This is a genomic window from Arthrobacter sp. zg-Y20 (genome assembly GCF_030142075.1).
Lineage (GTDB): Bacteria > Actinomycetota > Actinomycetes > Actinomycetales > Micrococcaceae > Arthrobacter_B.
The window spans coordinates 2,059,406-2,076,308 of record NZ_CP126241.1 but is presented as its reverse complement, the minus strand read 5'-3'; the positions used below and the strand labels follow the sequence as shown (position 1 = coordinate 2,076,308).

The window sequence follows — 16,903 nt, the reverse complement described above, 5'->3', positions numbered from 1 at the left end:
TTGGCTGATTCTGCTGTACCGCGGGGCGTAAAGCTCGGGGTCGACGTCGGCCTGGTCCGGGTGGGCCTGGCCGCCAGCGACCCCGACGGCGTCCTGGCCATGCCGGTCAGGACGCTGAAGCGGGACGCAAAGAAAAACAGCGACATCAAAGTGGTGCTGAACGAGGTTGCCGAACGGGGTGCGGTAGAGGTTTTTGTCGGCCTTCCCCGCAGCATGCGGGGCGGTGAAACGGCCTCAACCCAGATGGCACGGGACTACGCGAAGACGCTGGCCGACGCGTTGCTGGCGGCAGGCACCGGACTGGAAGTGCGGCTGGTAGACGAACGCCTGACCACGGTCACCGCGCACCGCTCGCTGCACGAAGCTGGAATGAACAGCCGGAATCACCGTACAGTGGTTGATCAAGCGGCTGCTGTCGCAATTCTGCAGCAGTCTATTGACACACAACGTTCCCTGAACCGGGACGTGGGGGAGCTGGTTACACCGAGCCGGCCGCATCGCCACCGTGATGCAGAGCCGGCCCCGACTGAGGAGTCCACAATTTCGCAGGACATCGAGCGCGAAGGCGGTATCACGCCGTGAGCCACAGATATCCCGAGTACCCCGCCATGGCGGAACCGGACCATGAGCCCGGATACGGCCACGGAGATGAGCTTCCCATGACGCAGTTCTTTGACGAGCCCACCGACCTGCCTACCCGCAGGAGCCAGCGGCCGTCCCGGGAGAAGCAGCGACGACGCCGCCGCCGCACCATCATCATGGTCACCGTGCTGGCCGTTTTCGCCGCCGTCGTGTTCGGCCTCACCATGTTCCTGCGGGACCTGCTGGGCATGAATGAGATCAAGGACTACGAGGGGGCCGGCAACGGCACCGTCGCGTTCACCGTCGCGGAAGGGGACGGGCCCCTGCTGATCGGCGGCAAGCTGGAAGCCGAAGACATCGTGGCCACCTCCAAGCAGTTCGTCAATGCCTTCACCGAGCAGTCGGACGGCCGGGAGATCCAGCCGGGCACGTACGAGATGAAGTACCAGATGTCTTCCTCCGCAGCGGTGGATGCGCTGCTGGGCGACGGCGACAGCCCGGTCCATTACGCTGCCGTGCAGCGCGGGCTGCGCCAAAACGAAGTGTTCGAAGTGCTGAACACCTCCACGCAGATTCCGCTTTCGGAGTTCCAGGCGCTGGCTGACGCTCCGCAGCAGTTCGGCCTGCCCGCCCAGGCCGTGAGCCTGGAGGGCTACTTGTTCCCGGGCGAGTACCGGTTCGACGTGGGCATGGAAGCCACGGACATCATCAAGGAGATGGTGGACAACACGTTCGCGGAACTGAAAAACGCGGGGATCACCGATCCGGCCGAGCAGTACCGGGTCCTGACCAAGGCCAGCATTATCCAGGCCGAAGCGGGTGAAGCCGACTACGGCAGCGTTGCCGGTTCCATCGAAAACCGGCTGCACGCCGACAACAAGGAAACCAACGGGCTCATCCAGTCGGATGCCACGGTGACCTACGGGCTGGGCCGCAAGAGCTACGAGCTTACGTCCGACGAGAAAGCCGACAAGTCCAACCCCTACAACACGTACGCCAACCCGGGACTGCCCGTCGGACCCATCGGTTCGCCGAGCACGGAGGCCATCGAGGCCGCCGCCCACCCCAGTGATGTCCCGTACTACTACTGGGTCACGGTCAACCTGGACACCGGCGAGACGAAGTTCTCCAGCACGCTGGCCGAACACGCCAAGTACGTGGAGGAATACCAGAACTGGTGCAGCACGCAGAAGCCGGGGCGGTGCGGATAGGTGGATCCGACCCTGCGGCGGGCAGCCGTCCTGGGGCATCCGATCGGCCACTCCAAGTCGCCGCTGCTTCACCGGGCGGCTTATGCCTTCCTGGGCTTCGCCTGCAGCTACGAGGCGATTGACCTGACCGCAGAGGAGGCCGCGGCGTTCGCGGCCTCCCTGCGGGGCCAGCCGGCCTGGACCGGGCTTTCCGTGACCATGCCGCTGAAAGCCGTCTTGGTTCCCGCAATGGACCGCACGGACCGCCGGGTTGCGGCCCTTGGGGTCCTGAACACCGTGACCTTCTCCCACGGAGCGGACGGCACCGTCCTCACCGGACACAACACCGATGTCGACGGCATCCTGGGCGCGCTCCGGCGTGCCGGGGCGCCGGAGCATCCCCGCGCCGTCGTGCTGGGCGCCGGCGGCACCGCCTGCGCTGCCGTAGCGGCGCTGGCCGAACTTGGTTCCCCCCGCGTGCAGGTCTGTGCCCGCCGCTTCCCCGAGCCGTCGCCCGGCAACGCCGGAGTGCGCGAGGCAGGGGAGCGGATGGGCGTGAGTGTCTCGGCCCGGGGCTGGGACGAAGCGGCCGCCGCCTGCGCGGAAGCCGACGTCGTCATCTCCACGCTTCCCCCGCACGGCGCCGACGCACTGGCACAGGAACTGCGCGGCATTGTCCCGGGCAGCATCCTCCTGGATGTTGCCTACGATCCCTGGCCGAGCATGCTCGCGCAGGCCTGGTCTGCACACGGCGGCCGGGTGGCTGCCGGCATCGAGATGCTGCTGTACCAGGCGGTGGAGCAGGTGAAGCTGTTCACAACAGATGCCTTCTTCGACGAGCCCGGCGTCACAAACGCCATGTGTGACGCAGTCGGTATCCCGCGGCGCTGAACGGCCCGGCGGGACATGGCAGTATTGAAAGCATGTTGCGTTGGTTGACCGCCGGTGAGTCCCACGGGCCTGCATTGGTTGGAATTGTCGAAGGTGTCCCCGCCGGAGTGGAAGTGGACAGCGCCGGGATCCAGTCCGCGCTGGCCCGCCGCCGGCTTGGCTACGGCCGCGGTGCCCGGATGAAGTTCGAACAGGACGCCGTCCGCATCCTCGGGGGCGTCCGGCACGGAAGAACCCAGGGCGGCCCGGTGGCCATCGAGATCGGCAACACCGAATGGCCCAAGTGGGAACAGGTGATGTCCGCTGACCCGGTGGACCCCTCCGTACTGGCCGATTCCGCCCGCAACGCGCCCCTGACCCGTCCCCGCCCCGGGCACGCCGACTTCACCGGAATGCAGAAGTACGGCTTTGACGAGGCCCGTCCCGTCCTGGAACGCGCCAGTGCCCGCGAAACAGCCACCAGGGTGGCCCTCGGCGCCGTAGCCGCTGCGTTCCTGTCCCAGCTGGGCATCCGCCTGGTCAGCCACACCGTGGGCATCGCCGGCGTCATGGCGCCGCAGGACGCAGCGCTCCCGCTGCCCTCCGACGTTGATGCCCTTGACGCCGATCCCATGCGCTGCTTCGACGCCGGCGTCTCCGCGGCCATGGTTGCCGAAGTGGACGCCGCGCACAAAGAGGGCGAAACCCTCGGAGGCGTGGTGGAGGTGCTGGCCTACGGCCTGCCGCCGGGACTGGGCAGCTATGTGCACTGGGACCGGCGGCTTGATGCCCGGATTGCCGGTGCCCTGATGGGTATCCAGGCAATCAAGGGCGTGGAAGTGGGTGACGGGTTCCTCACCGCCACGCGCCGCGGGTCCGCTGCACACGACGAAATCCTGCAGGACGCCTCCGGCCGCGTGGTCCGGTCCGGGAACCGGGCCGGCGGCATCGAAGGCGGCATGAGCATCGGTGAACTGCTGCGCGTCCGCGCGGCCATGAAACCGATCGCCACCGTGCCCCGCGCCCTGCGGACCGTGGACGTACGCACCTCCGAACCGGCCCGTGCACACCACCAGCGCTCCGACGTGTGCGCCGTTCCCGCCGCCGGCGTAGTGGCGGAAGCCATGGTGGCCCTCGTCCTGGCCGAAGCCGTGATCGAGAAGTTCGGCGGCGATTCCGTGCCGGAGACCGCCCGGAACCTGCGCGCGTACCTGGCGGCCATCCCCGAGTCCCTGGAATCCGCCGGCACCGATGTCCCGCAGTACTGACCGCCGCGGCAGCGCCCGCAGCGGACAGACCCGCCGCACCGGACGCCATGTGGTCCTGATGGGCTTTATGGCCGCGGGCAAGTCGGTGGTGGGCCGCGGCTATGCTGCCCGTGCCGGACTGCCCTTCGTGGATACGGACGAGGCCGTGGTGGAACGCCACGGTCCCATTGCAGACCTGTTCAGTTCCCGGGGGGAGTGCTATTTCCGTGAGGTCGAGGCCCGGACCGTGGCCGCCGCGCTGGAATCGCCGGAGCCTGCCGTCATTTCGCTGGGCGGCGGTGCCGTCCTGGATTCAGGCACGCAACAGCTCCTGGCCAACGTCACGGTAGTGTTTTTGGATACGGACCTGGCCACCGTGCTTCCCCGGATCACCCGGGCAGGCCACCGGCCGCTCCTTTCCCCGGACCCCGTCCGGCGCTGGCAGGAGCTGGCCAAGGTCCGCCGTCCCGTCTACGAATCCCTGGCCGACATCACCATTGACACCAGGGGCCTCACAGTTCCGGCCATCATTGACCGGCTGACTTCCGTCCTCACTAAAGGAGAAGACTAGATGCCCTCCGAACCGACGATCATTCCGGTGACCGGCTCCGCCCCCTCAGACAACTACGACGTCGTCGTAGGCAACGGCCTGCTGGGGCGCCTTCCGGACATGCTCGGAGAACGCGTGCGCCGTGTCCTGGTGATCCACCCCAGGGCACTGCGCACCACGGGGGACACCGTGCGGGACGAACTGGCAGCAACCGGCCTCACGGCCGTGACCGCTGAAATCCCCGACGCCGAAGAAGGCAAGCACATCCAGGTGGCCGCGTTCTGCTGGCAGGTCCTGGGCCAGAACGACTTCACCCGGTCCGACGCCATTGTTGCCGTGGGCGGCGGCGCCGTGACCGACGTTGCCGGTTTTGTGGCTGCCACTTGGCTGCGCGGCATCAAGGTGGTGCACATCCCCACTTCCCTGCTGGGCATGGTGGACGCCGCCGTGGGCGGCAAAACGGGCATCAACACGGCCGAAGGCAAGAACCTTGTGGGTGCGTTCCATCCGCCCGCTGGAGTCCTGGCCGACCTGGATGCCCTGGGCACCCTGCCGAAGAACGAACTGCTCAGCGGCATGGCCGAGGTCATCAAGTGCGGTTTTATTGCCGATCCCGCCATCCTGGACCTGGTGGAAGCCAACCCGGAGGCAGTGGGCGACGGCGGTTCCGACGTCGTGCGCGAACTCGTGGAACGATCCATCCGTGTGAAGGCCGAGATTGTTTCCGCCGACCTGCGCGAAGCCGGCCGCCGGGAATTCCTGAACTACGGGCACACCCTGGGACACTCGATCGAACTGGCCGAACGCTACCAGTGGCGCCACGGCGCGGCGGTGTCGGTGGGCCTGGTGTTCGCCGCCGAACTGGGCCGCATGGTGGGGCGCCTGGATGACGCCACGGCGGACCGGCACAAGGAGATCCTGTCCTCGCTGGGACTGCCTGTCAGCTACCGGAAGGACCGTTGGTCCGCCCTGCTGGACGGCATGCGCCGGGACAAGAAATCCCGCGGCGACCTGCTGCGTTTTGTGGTGCTGGACGGTCTGGCGAAACCCTCCATGCTCGAGGTGCCGGACACCTCGCTGCTGTTCGCCGCCTACCAGGAAATTGCTTCCGAGCCGCAGGGCGGGATCCGGCTCAGCCTGTAGCTCCCCGGAAGCGGGTAGAATAGTCGTCGGACTTGAATATATAGACGGACAACGGAAGAGAAACTGTGGCGACGACCAACGACATCAAGAACGGCACCGTGCTGAAGCTTGAAGGCAACCTCTGGAGCATCATCGAGTTCCAGCACGTGAAGCCGGGCAAGGGTGGTGCGTTCGTCCGTACCAAGATGCGCAACGTGACTTCGGGCAAGGTAGTGGACAAGACGTTCAACGCCGGCATCAAGGTCGAGACCGCCACGGTGGACCGCCGCGACTACCAGTACCTGTACCAGGACGGCGAAGACTACGTCTTCATGGACACCTCCGACTTCGACCAGCTCACGGTTCCGGGCAAGATTGTCGGCGACAACGCCAACTTCATGATGGAGTCCATGATGGTCACCATCGCCATCCACGAAGGTTCGCCGCTGTACATCGAACTGCCGCCGTCGGTCACCATGGAGATCACGTACACCGAGCCGGGCCTGCAGGGCGACCGCTCCACCGGCGGCACCAAGCCGGCCACCATCGAGACCGGCTACGAGATCCAGGTTCCCCTGTTCCTGGAGCAGGGCACCAAGGTCAAGGTCGACACCCGCACCGGCGACTACCTGGGACGCGTTAACGAGTGAGCGCACGCAGTAAAGCACGGACCCGCGCACTGGAGGTCCTCTTCGAAGCCGAACAGCGTTCGGTTTCAGCCTTTGATGCCATCAGGGCCCGCCGCGAACAGACCGACCAGACGATCAACCCCTACACCATGGATTTGGTGGAAGGCGTGGTTGCGATGCAGGAACAGATTGACGAGTTCCTGAGCACGTATTCGCAGGGCTGGACGCTTGAACGCATGCCTTCGGTGGACCGCATCATCCTCCGCCTGGGCGCCTGGGAACTTCTCTACAACGACGAGATTCCGGACAAGGTCGCCATCAGCGAAGCCGTGGAACTGGCGAAAACGCTCTCCACGGACGAGTCCCCGGCCTTCATCAACGGCCTGCTGGGCCGGCTGCAGGAATTGAAGCCTTCGCTCCTGGCCTAGGGGGCAGGCAAGCCGGACACAGGCAGTACGTAAAAGGACCGGCCCCCGCGGGGGCCGGTCCTTTTGTATGCCTTACGCCTGTTTTCCTAGACCCGCGCGCCCGCCAGCATGGCGGCACGGATGCCGGTCACTTCGGCCAGCAGGGTGGCCTCGTACTCCTGGTTGGCTGCGACGTCGCGGCCTACGGCAATCTGCTGCCGGGTCAGGGCCAGCCGGGTGGAGCGGCGGATGAACTCCTTCATGGTGCCCGCTGAGCCGTTGAGCCTGGCCCAGCTCATGGCCTGACGGCGCCCGTTGCCGGTGGCGAGCATGCGCACTTCTGCCGGTGTGAACCACCCGGCCATGGCATATTCGTCCAGGCGCCGCAGCGTGAGCCGCTGCTCCTTGCGGCGCAGCATCCACACGCCGGTGACCGCCAGGGCAAACAGCGGGACCTGCAGCAGGAAGTAGAACACAAAGAAGTTGTCCTCGAAGAAGAACGTCGGGCCGCCGTTCCACAGCATGTGGCCCAGGATCGCCGGAATCAGGCCGAGGATGAAGGCCGGCAGAATCCAGCCGCGGCCGGCCCGGCTCGCGGCAAGGCCGAGGGCCAGGCCGGTGCAGGCAGTGAAGAGCACGTGCGCGAAGGGGGACAGCAGTCCGCGCAGCACAAAGGTGAAGCCCAGGTCCGCGGCGCCCCAGTCGGAACCGACCATGGCCGTACCGAAATAGAGGATGTTCTCCGTAAAGGCGAAACCCGCAGCCACAGACGCTGCGAAGACGATCCCGTCCACGGGACCGTCGAAAATCCGGCGGCGGGCCAGCAGCAGGATCAGGATGCCCAGACCCTTCGCTGTTTCCTCAACCACCGGTGCCTCGAGAACAAGTCCGAGGATTTCGGCAGAGGTGTAGGGCAGGATGTCCAGCAGGGCGAGAGTGAAATACGGGCCGAGCAGCAGGGCGATCACCACCGATACGCCGGCGCCCCAGAGGAAGGAAAACAGCAGGGCGCTGCGCGGTTCCGGTTCCCAGCGGTCCACCCACCAGATGCCGAGGAAGCAAATGCCCAGCGGTATCAGCGCCAGGATGCCGCAGATCACGAAGGCCGGAGAACCGAAACGGTCGATCAGCCCCATGCCGACCCACGCCAGCGCCGCCGCGGACAGGACCGTCAGCACAATGGTGGCTGCCAGGCCTTTGTCGCGGCGGGGTGCCGGAGGTACCCAGAAGGGCTGCACCGGGGCCGGGCCGTAGGCAGGGGCGTACCCGGGAGGCCCGGGGTACTGCTGTGGGGCGGGTTGGAAACCGGGTGCGCTCATGCGTCGGGCCTGCTCATAGGAGACAGAATAGTCACACAACTGACGTTCCGGTTCCGGATCGCGGGGTGCGGCGCGCCCTGTGGTAGCTTGGGTGCGCATTCAACCTTTAAGTTCCGTCCTGTGAGGCGGGGAAGGAGGAAGCGGAAATGGACAATCATACTGTCCCGGTACCCAGCCGTACCGTTCTGTCTTCAGCTGACATAGACCGCGCGCTGACGCGCATTGCCCACGAAATCCTCGAGGCCAACAAGGGCCCTGAAGACCTTGTCCTGATGGGCATTCCCCGCCGCGGATACCCGCTGGCCCAGCGCCTGGCAGCAAAGATTGCCGCAGCATCCCCGGGAGTGGACCCGGCGGCCATTACCGGCCAGCTGGACGTGACCATGTTCCGGGACGATCTTTCCCGCCGCCCCACCCGGCCGCCGTATGCCACCCGCGAACCGGCCAGCGGCATCGACGACAAGGTGGTTGTCCTGGTGGACGACGTGCTCTATTCGGGCCGCACCATCCGCTCCGCCCTTGACGCCTTGGTGGACCTCGGCAGGCCCCGGATTGTCCGGCTGGCCGTGCTCGTTGACCGCGGGCACCGGGAACTGCCCATTCGCGCGGACCATGTGGGCAAGAACCTGCCCACCTCGTCGCGGGAGCAGGTCCGTGTCCGGCTGACCGAGTCGGATACTGCGGTATCCGGCGCTCCCGCCGTCGACGAAGTGGTTATCGAGGGCACTGCATGAGGCATCTGCTCTCCACACTGGACCTCAGCCGGGATGATGCCCTGGCAATCCTGGACACGGCGGAGCAGATGGCGGCAGTGGGGGAGCGGGAAGTCAAAAAGCTTCCCGCCCTGCGCGGCCGCACCGTGGTGAACCTTTTCTTCGAAGATTCCACCCGCACCCGGATTTCCTTCGAAGCAGCCGCCAAGCGGCTCTCCGCCGACGTCATCAATTTCTCCGCTAAGGGCTCCTCGGTGTCCAAGGGGGAATCGCTGAAGGACACTGCCCAGACACTGGCGGCCATTGGCGCCGACGCCGTGGTGATCCGCCACGGTTCCTCCGGGGCGCCGGCCAGGCTGGCCAACTCCGGCTGGATCGACGCCGCCGTCCTGAACGCTGGAGACGGCACGCACGAACATCCCACCCAGGCCCTGCTCGATGCCTTCACCATGCGCCGGCACTGGGCGCGGCTGCACGGAACCCCGTCCGCCGGTACCGACCTGGCCGGCATGAAGGTGCTCATCGCCGGAGACGTGCTGCATTCCCGGGTGGCGCGGTCGGACCTCTGGCTGCTGCGCACCCTGGGCGCGGAAGTCACCCTGGTGGCACCTCCCACCCTGCTGCCCTTCGGCGTCGGCGCCTGGCCGTGCACGGTCAGTTACGACCTGGACGAGGCGCTGGAAAGCCGGCCCGACGCGGTGATGATGCTGCGCGTACAGGGCGAGCGGATGGACTCGGCGTTCTTCCCATCCGTCCGCGAATACTCCCGCCGCTGGGGCCTGGACGACGTCCGGCTGGACCGGCTGGACGCTCTCGGCCTGACGGACACCATCATCATGCACCCCGGCCCCATGAACCGCGGGCTGGAAATCTCCGCCCGGGCAGCGGACTCGCCGCGCTCCACCGTCCTGGACCAGGTCAGTAACGGCGTATCCGTACGGATGGCCGCCCTTTACCTGCTGCTCTCCGGTGAGGGCAGCCACGCACGCACAGCACAGGAGCATTCGCTATGAGCACCACCGGCACCTACCTGATCCGCGGCGCCTCGGTGCTCGGCACGGAGCAGGCGGATATCTGCATCGAAAACGGCACCATCACCGCCGTCGGCCCCGGCCTGGACGCCGACGGCGCCGAGGTTCTCGAGGCACACGGCCTGATCGCCCTGCCGGGCATGGTGGACCTGCATACCCACCTGCGCGAGCCCGGCCGCGAAGACGCCGAGACCGTGGAAACGGGCAGCCGCGCCGCGGCCCTGGGCGGATTCACCGCCGTGCACGCCATGGCCAACAGCATGCCTGTCGCGGACACCGCCGGTGTGGTGGAACAGGTCCTGAGCCTGGGCGAACGCGCCGGCTGGGTGGACGTGCGCCCGGTAGGAGCCGTAACCGTGGGCCTGGCCGGGGAACGGCTGGCCGAGCTGGGTGCCATGGCCGATTCCCGTGCCCGGGTGCGGGTGTTTTCCGACGACGGCAAATGCGTCTCGGATCCGGTGCTGATGCGCCGGGCGCTGGAATACGTCAAGGCCTTTGACGGAGTGGTGGCGCAGCACGCGCAGGAACCCCGGCTCACCGAAAGCGCCCAGATGAACGAGGGCGAGGTGAGTGCCGTCCTGGGCCTGGCCGGCTGGCCCGCCGTCGCCGAGGAAGCCATCATTGCCCGCGATGTCCTGCTGGCGAAACACACCGGGTCCCGGCTGCATGTCTGCCACCTGTCCACCGCCGGATCCGTGGAAATCATCCGCTGGGCCAAGGCGCAGGGCATCAGCGTCACTGCAGAGGTCACCCCGCACCACCTGCTGCTGACCGATGAGCTGGTGCGCAGCTACGATCCGGTCTACAAGGTCAACCCGCCGCTGCGCACTGCCGCGGACGTGCAGGCAGTCCGCCGCGGACTGGCTGACGGCACCATCGACATTGTGGGCACCGACCATGCCCCGCATCCCAGTGAGCACAAGGAATGCGAATGGGAGCAGGCGGCCATGGGCATGACCGGCCTGGAAACCGCGCTGTCCGTAGTGCAGCACACCATGATCGACACCGGGTTGATGGACTGGGCCGGCTTTGCCCGCGTCACGTCCTCCACACCTGCCCGGATCGGGAATGTCTCCACGCAGGGCCGTCCCCTCGCCGCCGGTGAACCGGCCCATGTCATATTGGTGAACCCAACTGCGCGCCGGACCGTTGACCCTCATAAGATGGCAAGCAAGGGACGCAACAGTCCGTTTGCCGGACTGGAACTGCCCGGCGTGGTCGAGGCGGTTTTCTACGCCGGCCACCCTACGGTCCTGGCCGGCAGGCTGAACACGCCCCACCCCGCTGCCGCAAAGGAATCTTGATGGAACTGCTGTACTTCTTCCTGGGCCTGGCCGCCCTCATTGTCGTGGTCCTGGGCCTCTTTGCCCTGGGCTGGCGCGGCCGCCGACGACGCCAGCAGGACATGCCCCGCCCCCTGCCGATGCCGGAGGACCTGTCGGAATCGGGTTTCCAGGCGCTGGGCCAGTACGTGGTCACCACCACCGCCGGCGACTGGCTGGACCGGGTGGCGCAGTACGGACTGGGCATCAAGTCCAACGCCACCGCCGCCGTCTTCCCCGAAGGTCTGCTGTTTGCCCGGTCCGGGGCCGAGGATCTGTGGATCCCCAAGTCCGACCTGCGCGCGGTCCGGTTGGAGCGCGGAATGGCCGGCAAATTCGTCGAAAAGGACGGCCTGGTCACCGTGACCTGGCAGCTCGGCCCCAAGCGCGTGGACACCGGCTTCCGGACCCGCGCGGGCAGCGACAAGACCCCCCTGGTAAACGCCATAACGAAACTTCTGCCGGAATCGGCCGCCCCAAGCGAGGAACAACTGTGACAGTCCACGAGATCATCAATCCCACCCCCGCCGTCCTGATGCTCGAGGACGGGCGCACCTTCCGCGGACGGGCCTACGGCGCGCAGGGCACTGCCCTGGGCGAAGCGGTTTTCGCCACCGGCATGACCGGCTACCAGGAAACCATCACCGATCCCTCCTACGCCCGGCAGCTGGTGGTCCAGACGGCCCCGCATATCGGCAACACCGGGGTCAACGCCGACGACGCCGAGTCCCGCCGCATCTGGGTGGCCGGCTACATTGTGCGCGACGCCGCCCGCCGCCCCTCCAGCTGGCGCTCCGAATCCACTCTCCACGAGCAGCTCGCGGAGCAGGGCGTAGTGGGAATCTCCGGTGTGGACACCCGCGCCGTGACCCGGCACCTGCGCGAACGCGGAGCCATGAAGGCCGGGATCTTTTCCGGGGACGACGCCGGCCGTCCGGATGCCGAATTGCTCGCCGAGGTCCGTGCCCAGCAGGGCATGGAAGGCGCGCGTCTGGCCGAAGAAGTCAGCGTGGATGAAACCTACCTGATCGACCCGGCGGACCACGGCTGGACGGGCGAACCCATTGCCACGGTGGCCGCCGTCGACCTGGGCATCAAGTCGATGACCCCGGTCCGCCTGGCCGAGCGCGGCGTTCGGACCTACGTACTGCCCGCCGCTTCCACCTTTGAAGACATCTCGGCGCTGAAGGCCGACGGCGTGTTCATGTCCAACGGCCCCGGCGACCCGGCCACCGCCGACGCCCAGGTGGACCTGCTGCGCGAGGTGCTCGATTCCGGCACCCCGTTCTTTGGCATCTGCTTCGGCAACCAGATCCTTGGCCGCGCACTGGGCTTCGGCACCTACAAGCTGCGCTACGGCCACCGCGGCATCAACCAGCCGGTGCTGGACCGGCGCACCGGCAAGGTGGAAATCACCAGCCAGAACCACGGCTTCGCCGTCGACGCCCCGCTGGACGGGCCCGTCACTGCACCGGAGTCCCGCTACGGCCGGGTGGAGGTCAGCCACGTGTCCCTGAATGACAACGTGGTCGAAGGCCTCGCCTGCCTGGACATCCCCGCTTTCTCCGTCCAGTACCACCCCGAAGCCGCCGCCGGCCCGCACGACTCCGCTTACCTTTTTGACCGTTTCGTGGAGCTCATGGCCTCCAGTAAGAACAAGGAGAGCATCTAATGCCCCGCAGAACCGACCTTAAATCCGTCCTGGTCATCGGCTCCGGCCCGATCGTCATCGGCCAGGCCGCGGAATTCGACTACTCTGGCACGCAGGCATTGCGCGTCCTGAAGGAGGAAGGCCTGCGGGTCATCCTCGTGAACTCCAACCCGGCCACCATCATGACGGACCCGGAGTTCGCCGACGCCACCTACGTGGAACCGATCACCCCCGAGGTGGTCGAAAAGATCATCGCCAAGGAACGCCCCGACGCGATCCTGCCCACCCTGGGCGGGCAGACCGCCCTGAACACCGCCATCGCGCTGGATAAGAACGGCGTGCTGGAGAAATACAACGTGGAACTCATCGGCGCCAACATCGCCGCCATCGAACTGGGCGAGGACCGCGAAAAGTTCAAGGGCGTCGTCGAACGCTGCGGCGCCGAATCAGCTGATTCCATCATTGTGCACAGCATGGACGAGGCCTTCGCCGCAGCGGAAAAGCTCGGGTACCCGATGGTGGTCCGGCCCTCCTTCACCATGGGCGGGCTGGGTTCCGGCCTGGCCTACAACGCGGAGGACCTGCGCCGCATCGCCGGCGCCGGCATCCAGTACAGCCCGACCTCCGAGGTATTGCTCGAAGAGAGCATCCTCGGCTGGAAGGAATACGAGCTGGAAATGATGCGCGACAAGAACGACAACGTGGTGGTCGTCTGCTCCATCGAGAACTTCGATCCCGTGGGCGTGCACACCGGCGACTCCATCACCGTGGCCCCGGCCATGACCCTGACCGACCGCGAATACCAGAAGCTGCGCAACATCGCCATCGCCGTCATCCGGGAGGTGGGGGTGGACACCGGCGGCTGCAACATCCAGTTCGCCATCGAACCGGATACCGGCCGCGTGGTGGTCATCGAAATGAACCCGCGTGTATCGCGCTCCTCCGCGCTGGCGTCCAAGGCCACCGGTTTCGCCATCGCCAAGATCGCCACCAAGCTCTCCCTGGGCTACACCCTGGATGAGATCCCCAACGACATCACGAAGAAAACCCCGGCGTCCTTCGAACCGACCCTGGACTACGTGGTCGTGAAGGTTCCGCGGTTCGCGTTCGAGAAGTTCCCGGCCGCCGATCCCACCCTGACCACCACCATGAAGTCGGTGGGCGAGGCCATGGCCATTGGCCGCAACTTCACCGAAGCCCTGCAGAAGGCGCTGCGTTCCCTGGAGCAGAAGGGCGCCACGCTGTCCTTCGATCCGGTGGACGCCGCCGACGTCCCGGCCCTGGTCGAAGCAGCCAAGCGGCCCACCACCGCGCGGCTGCAGCAGGTCCAGCAGGCCCTGCTGGGCGGCGCTTCCATTGAAGAGCTCTTCGAAGCCACCGGCATCGATCCCTGGTACCTGGACCAGCTGGCCCTGATCAACGAGACGGCCGAGCAGATCCGCGCCACGCCGTCGGTCAACGAGGACATCCTGCGCCTGGCCAAGCGGCACGGCTTCTCCGATGAGCAGATCGGAACGCTGACCAACACCCCGGAGGCCGTTGTCCGCGGCGTCCGGCATGCCCTGAACGTGCGCCCGGTCTACAAGACCGTGGACACCTGCGCCGCCGAGTTCGCCGCCTACACCCCGTACCACTACTCCTCCTACGACGAGGAGGACGAGGTGGCCGAACACGCCAAGCCGTCCATCATTATCCTGGGCTCCGGGCCCAACCGGATCGGGCAGGGCATCGAGTTCGACTACTCCTGCGTGCACGCGACCATGGCGCTGCGCGAAGCCGGCCACGAGACGGTCATGATCAACTGCAATCCCGAAACCGTCTCCACCGACTACGACATCTCCGACCGGCTCTACTTCGAGCCGCTCACCCTGGAAGACGTCCTGGAGGTGATCGCTGCCGAGCAGCGCACCGGCGGCGTACTGGGCGTGTTCGTCCAGCTTGGCGGGCAGACCCCGCTGAAGCTGGCGCAGGCGCTGGCCGACGCCGGTGTCCCCATCCTGGGCACCTCGCCCGAGGCAATCGACCTGGCGGAACACCGCGGTGCCTTCCAGCGGGTCCTGGACCAGGGCGGACTGACCGCACCGAAGAACGGTACCGCCGTCTCCTTTGAGGACGCGAAGAAGGTTGCGGACGAAATCGGTTACCCGGTGCTGGTCCGGCCTTCCTATGTGCTGGGCGGCCGGGGCATGGAAATCGTGTACGACGAGGAAAACCTGTCCCGCTACATCACCAACGCCACCGAAATCACGCCGGACCACCCGGTGCTGGTGGACCGGTTCCTCGAGGACGCGATCGAGATCGACGTGGACGCCCTCTTCGACGGCACCGACCTGTACGTGGGCGGGATCATGGAGCACATCGAGGAAGCCGGCATCCATTCCGGCGACTCCGCCTGCGTGCTGCCGCCCATCACCCTGGGCACCGACGTCATCGCCCGGGTCCGCGAAGCCACCCGGGCCATCGCCGCCGGCGTGGGCGTGCGCGGCCTGATCAACATCCAGTTCGCGCTGGCTTCCGACGTCCTGTACGTCATCGAAGCCAACCCGCGGGCCTCCCGCACGGTCCCGTTCGTCTCCAAGGCCACCGGAGTGCAGCTGGCCAAGGCCGCCGCCCTGATCGGCACCGGCGTCACCATCGCTGAACTGCGGGCCGCCGGAAAGCTGACCGCCGACGGCGACGGCTCCACCCTGCCGCTGGACGCCCCGGTGGCCGTGAAGGAAGCAGTGCTGCCCTTCAGCCGGTTCCGCACGCCCGAGGGCACTGTGGTGGATTCCCTGCTCGGCCCGGAAATGCGGTCCACCGGCGAGGTCATGGGCATCGACAAATACTTCGACACGGCCTTCGCCAAGTCCCAGGCCGCAGCCAACAGCGCCCTGCCCACCGCCGGCAAGGTGTTTGTATCCGTGGCCAACCGGGACAAGCGCTCAATCATCATGCCGGTGAAGCTGATGAGCGACCTCGGCTTCGAAATCCTCTCCACCGGCGGCACCGCCGATGTACTGCGCCGCAACGGCATCACCGCCACCGTGGTGCGGAAGGTTGCCGAGGGGACCGGCCCCAACGGGGAAGGCACCGTCGTCGACCTCATCACCGCAGGTGAGATCAACCTGGTGGTGAACACTCCCTCCGGCGGCCAGGCCCGCGGCGACGGTTACGAGATCCGTGCCGCTGCCACCTCCATCGGCTGCCCGGTGGTCACCACGGTGTCCGAGTTCGGCGCAGCGGTGCAGGCCATTGAGGCGATGCGCTCCTATGAATGGGATGTCACCTCGCTGCAGGAGCATGCCGCCCGCCTGAAGGCCGCCGCAGGTGCCTGAGGCACGCCGTCAGTTCGGCGCACGGCTGCGCTCGGCCATGGACCGCCGCGGGCAGCTGTGCGTGGGCGTTGATCCACATCCGGGCCTCTTGGCGGACTGGGGACTTAACGACGACGCCGCCGGGCTGGAGCGTTTCTCGCTGACCGTCCTGGAGGCGGTGGCCGGGCACGCCGCCGCACTCAAACCGCAGGTGGCCCTGTTCGAACGCCACGGCTCGGCGGGCCTCGCGGTCCTGGAGCGCTTGCTGGCGGCGTGCGCCGACGCGGGGATGCTCAGCATTGCCGATGCCAAGCGCGGCGACATTGGCTCCACCATGGCTGCCTATGCCGATGCCTGGCTGCGGGACGGCTCCGTCCTGGCCGCCGACGCCGTGACGCTCAGCCCGTATCTCGGCTTCGAATCGCTGCGCCCGGCCCTGGATCTCGCAGCAGGCAGCGGACGCGGTGTGTTTGTGCTGGCACTGACGTCCAACCCGGAAGGTGCCTCGGTGCAGCACGCCGGCAACGCTCACGGGGAACGCTCGGTGGCTGCACGCGTGGTTGATGCCGCCGCCGCGGAAAACGCACGGACCCCGGATGGGCTGGGCCCGGTGGGCCTGGTGGTCGGCGCGACGGTGGGGGCCGGGGTGCTGGACGGGCTGGACATTGACCTGGCCGCATCCCGTGCGCCCCTGCTGGCGCCGGGCCTGGGTGCCCAAGGCGCGACGGCCGCAGACCTGCGCAAAACCTTCGGAGCGGCGTATCCCAATGTCCTGGCCACCTCCAGCCGCGGCATCCTGCAGGCCGGACCGGATCCGCGGTTGCTGCAGGCAGCGGCGGTACGGGCCGGCGCGGAGCTGGCAGCCAAACCGTAACTGCGCGCCGTCTGCGCCGAAAGCCCGCTCCATTGCAATTGGGCTTCGATTGCGGATAGGTTCGGTCCTACCAGCAGAGCCGCTGACAGCGGTACGTCGT

Annotated in this window: 16 protein-coding genes; 15 read left to right on the top strand and 1 reads right to left on the bottom strand. The window is 67.0% G+C overall.

Going from position 1 to position 16,903, the window contains the following annotated elements:
- The 8 genes from ruvX to nusB all read left to right on the top strand — a co-directional run bounded on the left by ruvX (position 1) and on the right by nusB (position 6,618).
- A complete protein-coding gene (gene ruvX, locus QNO06_RS09935) occupies positions 1 to 582 on the top strand; it encodes a Holliday junction resolvase RuvX (protein ID WP_227911490.1) in 582 nt (193 codons plus the stop codon).
- Positions 579 to 1,793 (top strand): endolytic transglycosylase MltG, encoded by a 1,215-nt coding sequence (mltG, locus tag QNO06_RS09930; protein WP_227911489.1) that lies wholly within the window; start codon positions 579 to 581, stop codon positions 1,791 to 1,793. Before ruvX ends, mltG begins: the two co-directional genes overlap by 4 nt.
- Positions 1,794 to 2,663 carry a shikimate dehydrogenase gene (locus QNO06_RS09925; protein ID WP_227911488.1) on the top strand — a complete coding sequence of 290 codons (870 nt, stop codon included), beginning with the start codon at positions 1,794 to 1,796 and terminating at the stop codon, positions 2,661 to 2,663.
- A 32-nt stretch (positions 2,664 to 2,695) separates the two neighbouring features.
- Complete coding sequence (aroC, locus tag QNO06_RS09920) at positions 2,696 to 3,910, top strand: chorismate synthase (protein WP_227911487.1); 1,215 nt, start codon at positions 2,696 to 2,698, stop codon at positions 3,908 to 3,910.
- Positions 3,894 to 4,460 (top strand): shikimate kinase, encoded by a 567-nt coding sequence (locus QNO06_RS09915; protein WP_227911486.1) that lies wholly within the window; start codon positions 3,894 to 3,896, stop codon positions 4,458 to 4,460. Before aroC ends, QNO06_RS09915 begins: the two co-directional genes overlap by 17 nt.
- The gene (gene aroB, locus QNO06_RS09910) at positions 4,461 to 5,582 is read left to right on the top strand and encodes a 3-dehydroquinate synthase (protein ID WP_227911485.1); all 1,122 of its coding nucleotides are present in this window, start codon (positions 4,461 to 4,463) and stop codon (positions 5,580 to 5,582) included.
- Between the two features lie 65 nt (positions 5,583 to 5,647).
- Positions 5,648 to 6,211: an elongation factor P gene (gene efp / locus QNO06_RS09905; protein WP_227911484.1), complete on the top strand. Its 564-nt coding sequence runs from the start codon at positions 5,648 to 5,650 to the stop codon at positions 6,209 to 6,211.
- Positions 6,208 to 6,618: a transcription antitermination factor NusB gene (nusB, locus tag QNO06_RS09900; RefSeq protein ID WP_227911483.1), complete on the top strand. Its 411-nt coding sequence runs from the start codon at positions 6,208 to 6,210 to the stop codon at positions 6,616 to 6,618. The genes efp and nusB overlap by 4 nt, the downstream gene beginning before the upstream one ends.
- Before the next feature lie 86 nt (positions 6,619 to 6,704).
- Here the strand turns inward: nusB and QNO06_RS09895 are convergent, their stop codons facing one another.
- On the bottom strand, positions 6,705 to 7,916 hold the full coding sequence (locus QNO06_RS09895; RefSeq protein ID WP_227911482.1) for a PrsW family intramembrane metalloprotease: 1,212 nt from the start codon (positions 7,914 to 7,916) through the stop codon (positions 6,705 to 6,707).
- Between the two features lie 146 nt (positions 7,917 to 8,062).
- On the opposite strand from QNO06_RS09895, the gene pyrR reads away from it, so the two are divergent.
- From pyrR to pyrF, 7 genes are read left to right on the top strand one after another with little or no spacing between them, the layout of a single operon-like run.
- Positions 8,063 to 8,650, top strand: coding sequence for a bifunctional pyr operon transcriptional regulator/uracil phosphoribosyltransferase PyrR (gene pyrR, locus QNO06_RS09890; RefSeq protein WP_227911481.1), 588 nt, complete (start codon positions 8,063 to 8,065; stop codon positions 8,648 to 8,650).
- Positions 8,647 to 9,642: an aspartate carbamoyltransferase catalytic subunit gene (locus tag QNO06_RS09885; RefSeq protein ID WP_227911480.1), complete on the top strand. Its 996-nt coding sequence runs from the start codon at positions 8,647 to 8,649 to the stop codon at positions 9,640 to 9,642. Before pyrR ends, QNO06_RS09885 begins: the two co-directional genes overlap by 4 nt.
- Positions 9,639 to 10,964, top strand: a complete 1,326-nt coding sequence (locus QNO06_RS09880) for a dihydroorotase (protein WP_227911479.1) — start codon at positions 9,639 to 9,641, stop codon at positions 10,962 to 10,964. Before QNO06_RS09885 ends, QNO06_RS09880 begins: the two co-directional genes overlap by 4 nt.
- A complete protein-coding gene (locus QNO06_RS09875) occupies positions 10,964 to 11,479 on the top strand; it encodes a PH-like domain-containing protein (RefSeq protein WP_227911478.1) in 516 nt (171 codons plus the stop codon). The genes QNO06_RS09880 and QNO06_RS09875 overlap by 1 nt, the downstream gene beginning before the upstream one ends.
- A 38-nt stretch (positions 11,480 to 11,517) precedes the next feature.
- On the top strand, positions 11,518 to 12,654 hold the full coding sequence (gene carA, locus QNO06_RS09870; RefSeq protein ID WP_227911592.1) for a glutamine-hydrolyzing carbamoyl-phosphate synthase small subunit: 1,137 nt from the start codon (positions 11,518 to 11,520) through the stop codon (positions 12,652 to 12,654).
- Positions 12,654 to 15,950 carry a carbamoyl-phosphate synthase large subunit gene (gene carB / locus QNO06_RS09865; protein ID WP_227911477.1) on the top strand — a complete coding sequence of 1,099 codons (3,297 nt, stop codon included), beginning with the start codon at positions 12,654 to 12,656 and terminating at the stop codon, positions 15,948 to 15,950. Before carA ends, carB begins: the two co-directional genes overlap by 1 nt.
- A complete protein-coding gene (gene pyrF, locus QNO06_RS09860) occupies positions 15,943 to 16,803 on the top strand; it encodes an orotidine-5'-phosphate decarboxylase (RefSeq protein WP_227911476.1) in 861 nt (286 codons plus the stop codon). The genes carB and pyrF overlap by 8 nt, the downstream gene beginning before the upstream one ends.
- Positions 16,804 to 16,903 lie beyond the last annotated feature (100 nt).

Bases quoted from the DNA above. Each gene is read 5' to 3' on its own strand.
- aroC (WP_227911487.1), top strand. From the start codon at position 2,696: ATGTTGCGTTGGTTGACCGCCGGTGAGTCCCACGGGCCTGCATTGGTT.
- QNO06_RS09915 (WP_227911486.1), top strand. From the start codon at position 3,894: ATGTCCCGCAGTACTGACCGCCGCGGCAGCGCCCGCAGCGGACAGACC.
- aroB (WP_227911485.1), top strand. From the start codon at position 4,461: ATGCCCTCCGAACCGACGATCATTCCGGTGACCGGCTCCGCCCCCTCA.
- QNO06_RS09895 (WP_227911482.1), bottom strand. From the start codon at position 7,916: ATGAGCGCACCCGGTTTCCAACCCGCCCCACAGCAGTACCCCGGGCCT.
- pyrR (WP_227911481.1), top strand. From the start codon at position 8,063: ATGGACAATCATACTGTCCCGGTACCCAGCCGTACCGTTCTGTCTTCA.
- QNO06_RS09885 (WP_227911480.1), top strand. From the start codon at position 8,647: ATGAGGCATCTGCTCTCCACACTGGACCTCAGCCGGGATGATGCCCTG.
- QNO06_RS09880 (WP_227911479.1), top strand. From the start codon at position 9,639: ATGAGCACCACCGGCACCTACCTGATCCGCGGCGCCTCGGTGCTCGGC.
- QNO06_RS09875 (WP_227911478.1), top strand. From the start codon at position 10,964: ATGGAACTGCTGTACTTCTTCCTGGGCCTGGCCGCCCTCATTGTCGTG.
- carA (WP_227911592.1), top strand. From the start codon at position 11,518: ATGCTCGAGGACGGGCGCACCTTCCGCGGACGGGCCTACGGCGCGCAG.
- carB (WP_227911477.1), top strand. From the start codon at position 12,654: ATGCCCCGCAGAACCGACCTTAAATCCGTCCTGGTCATCGGCTCCGGC.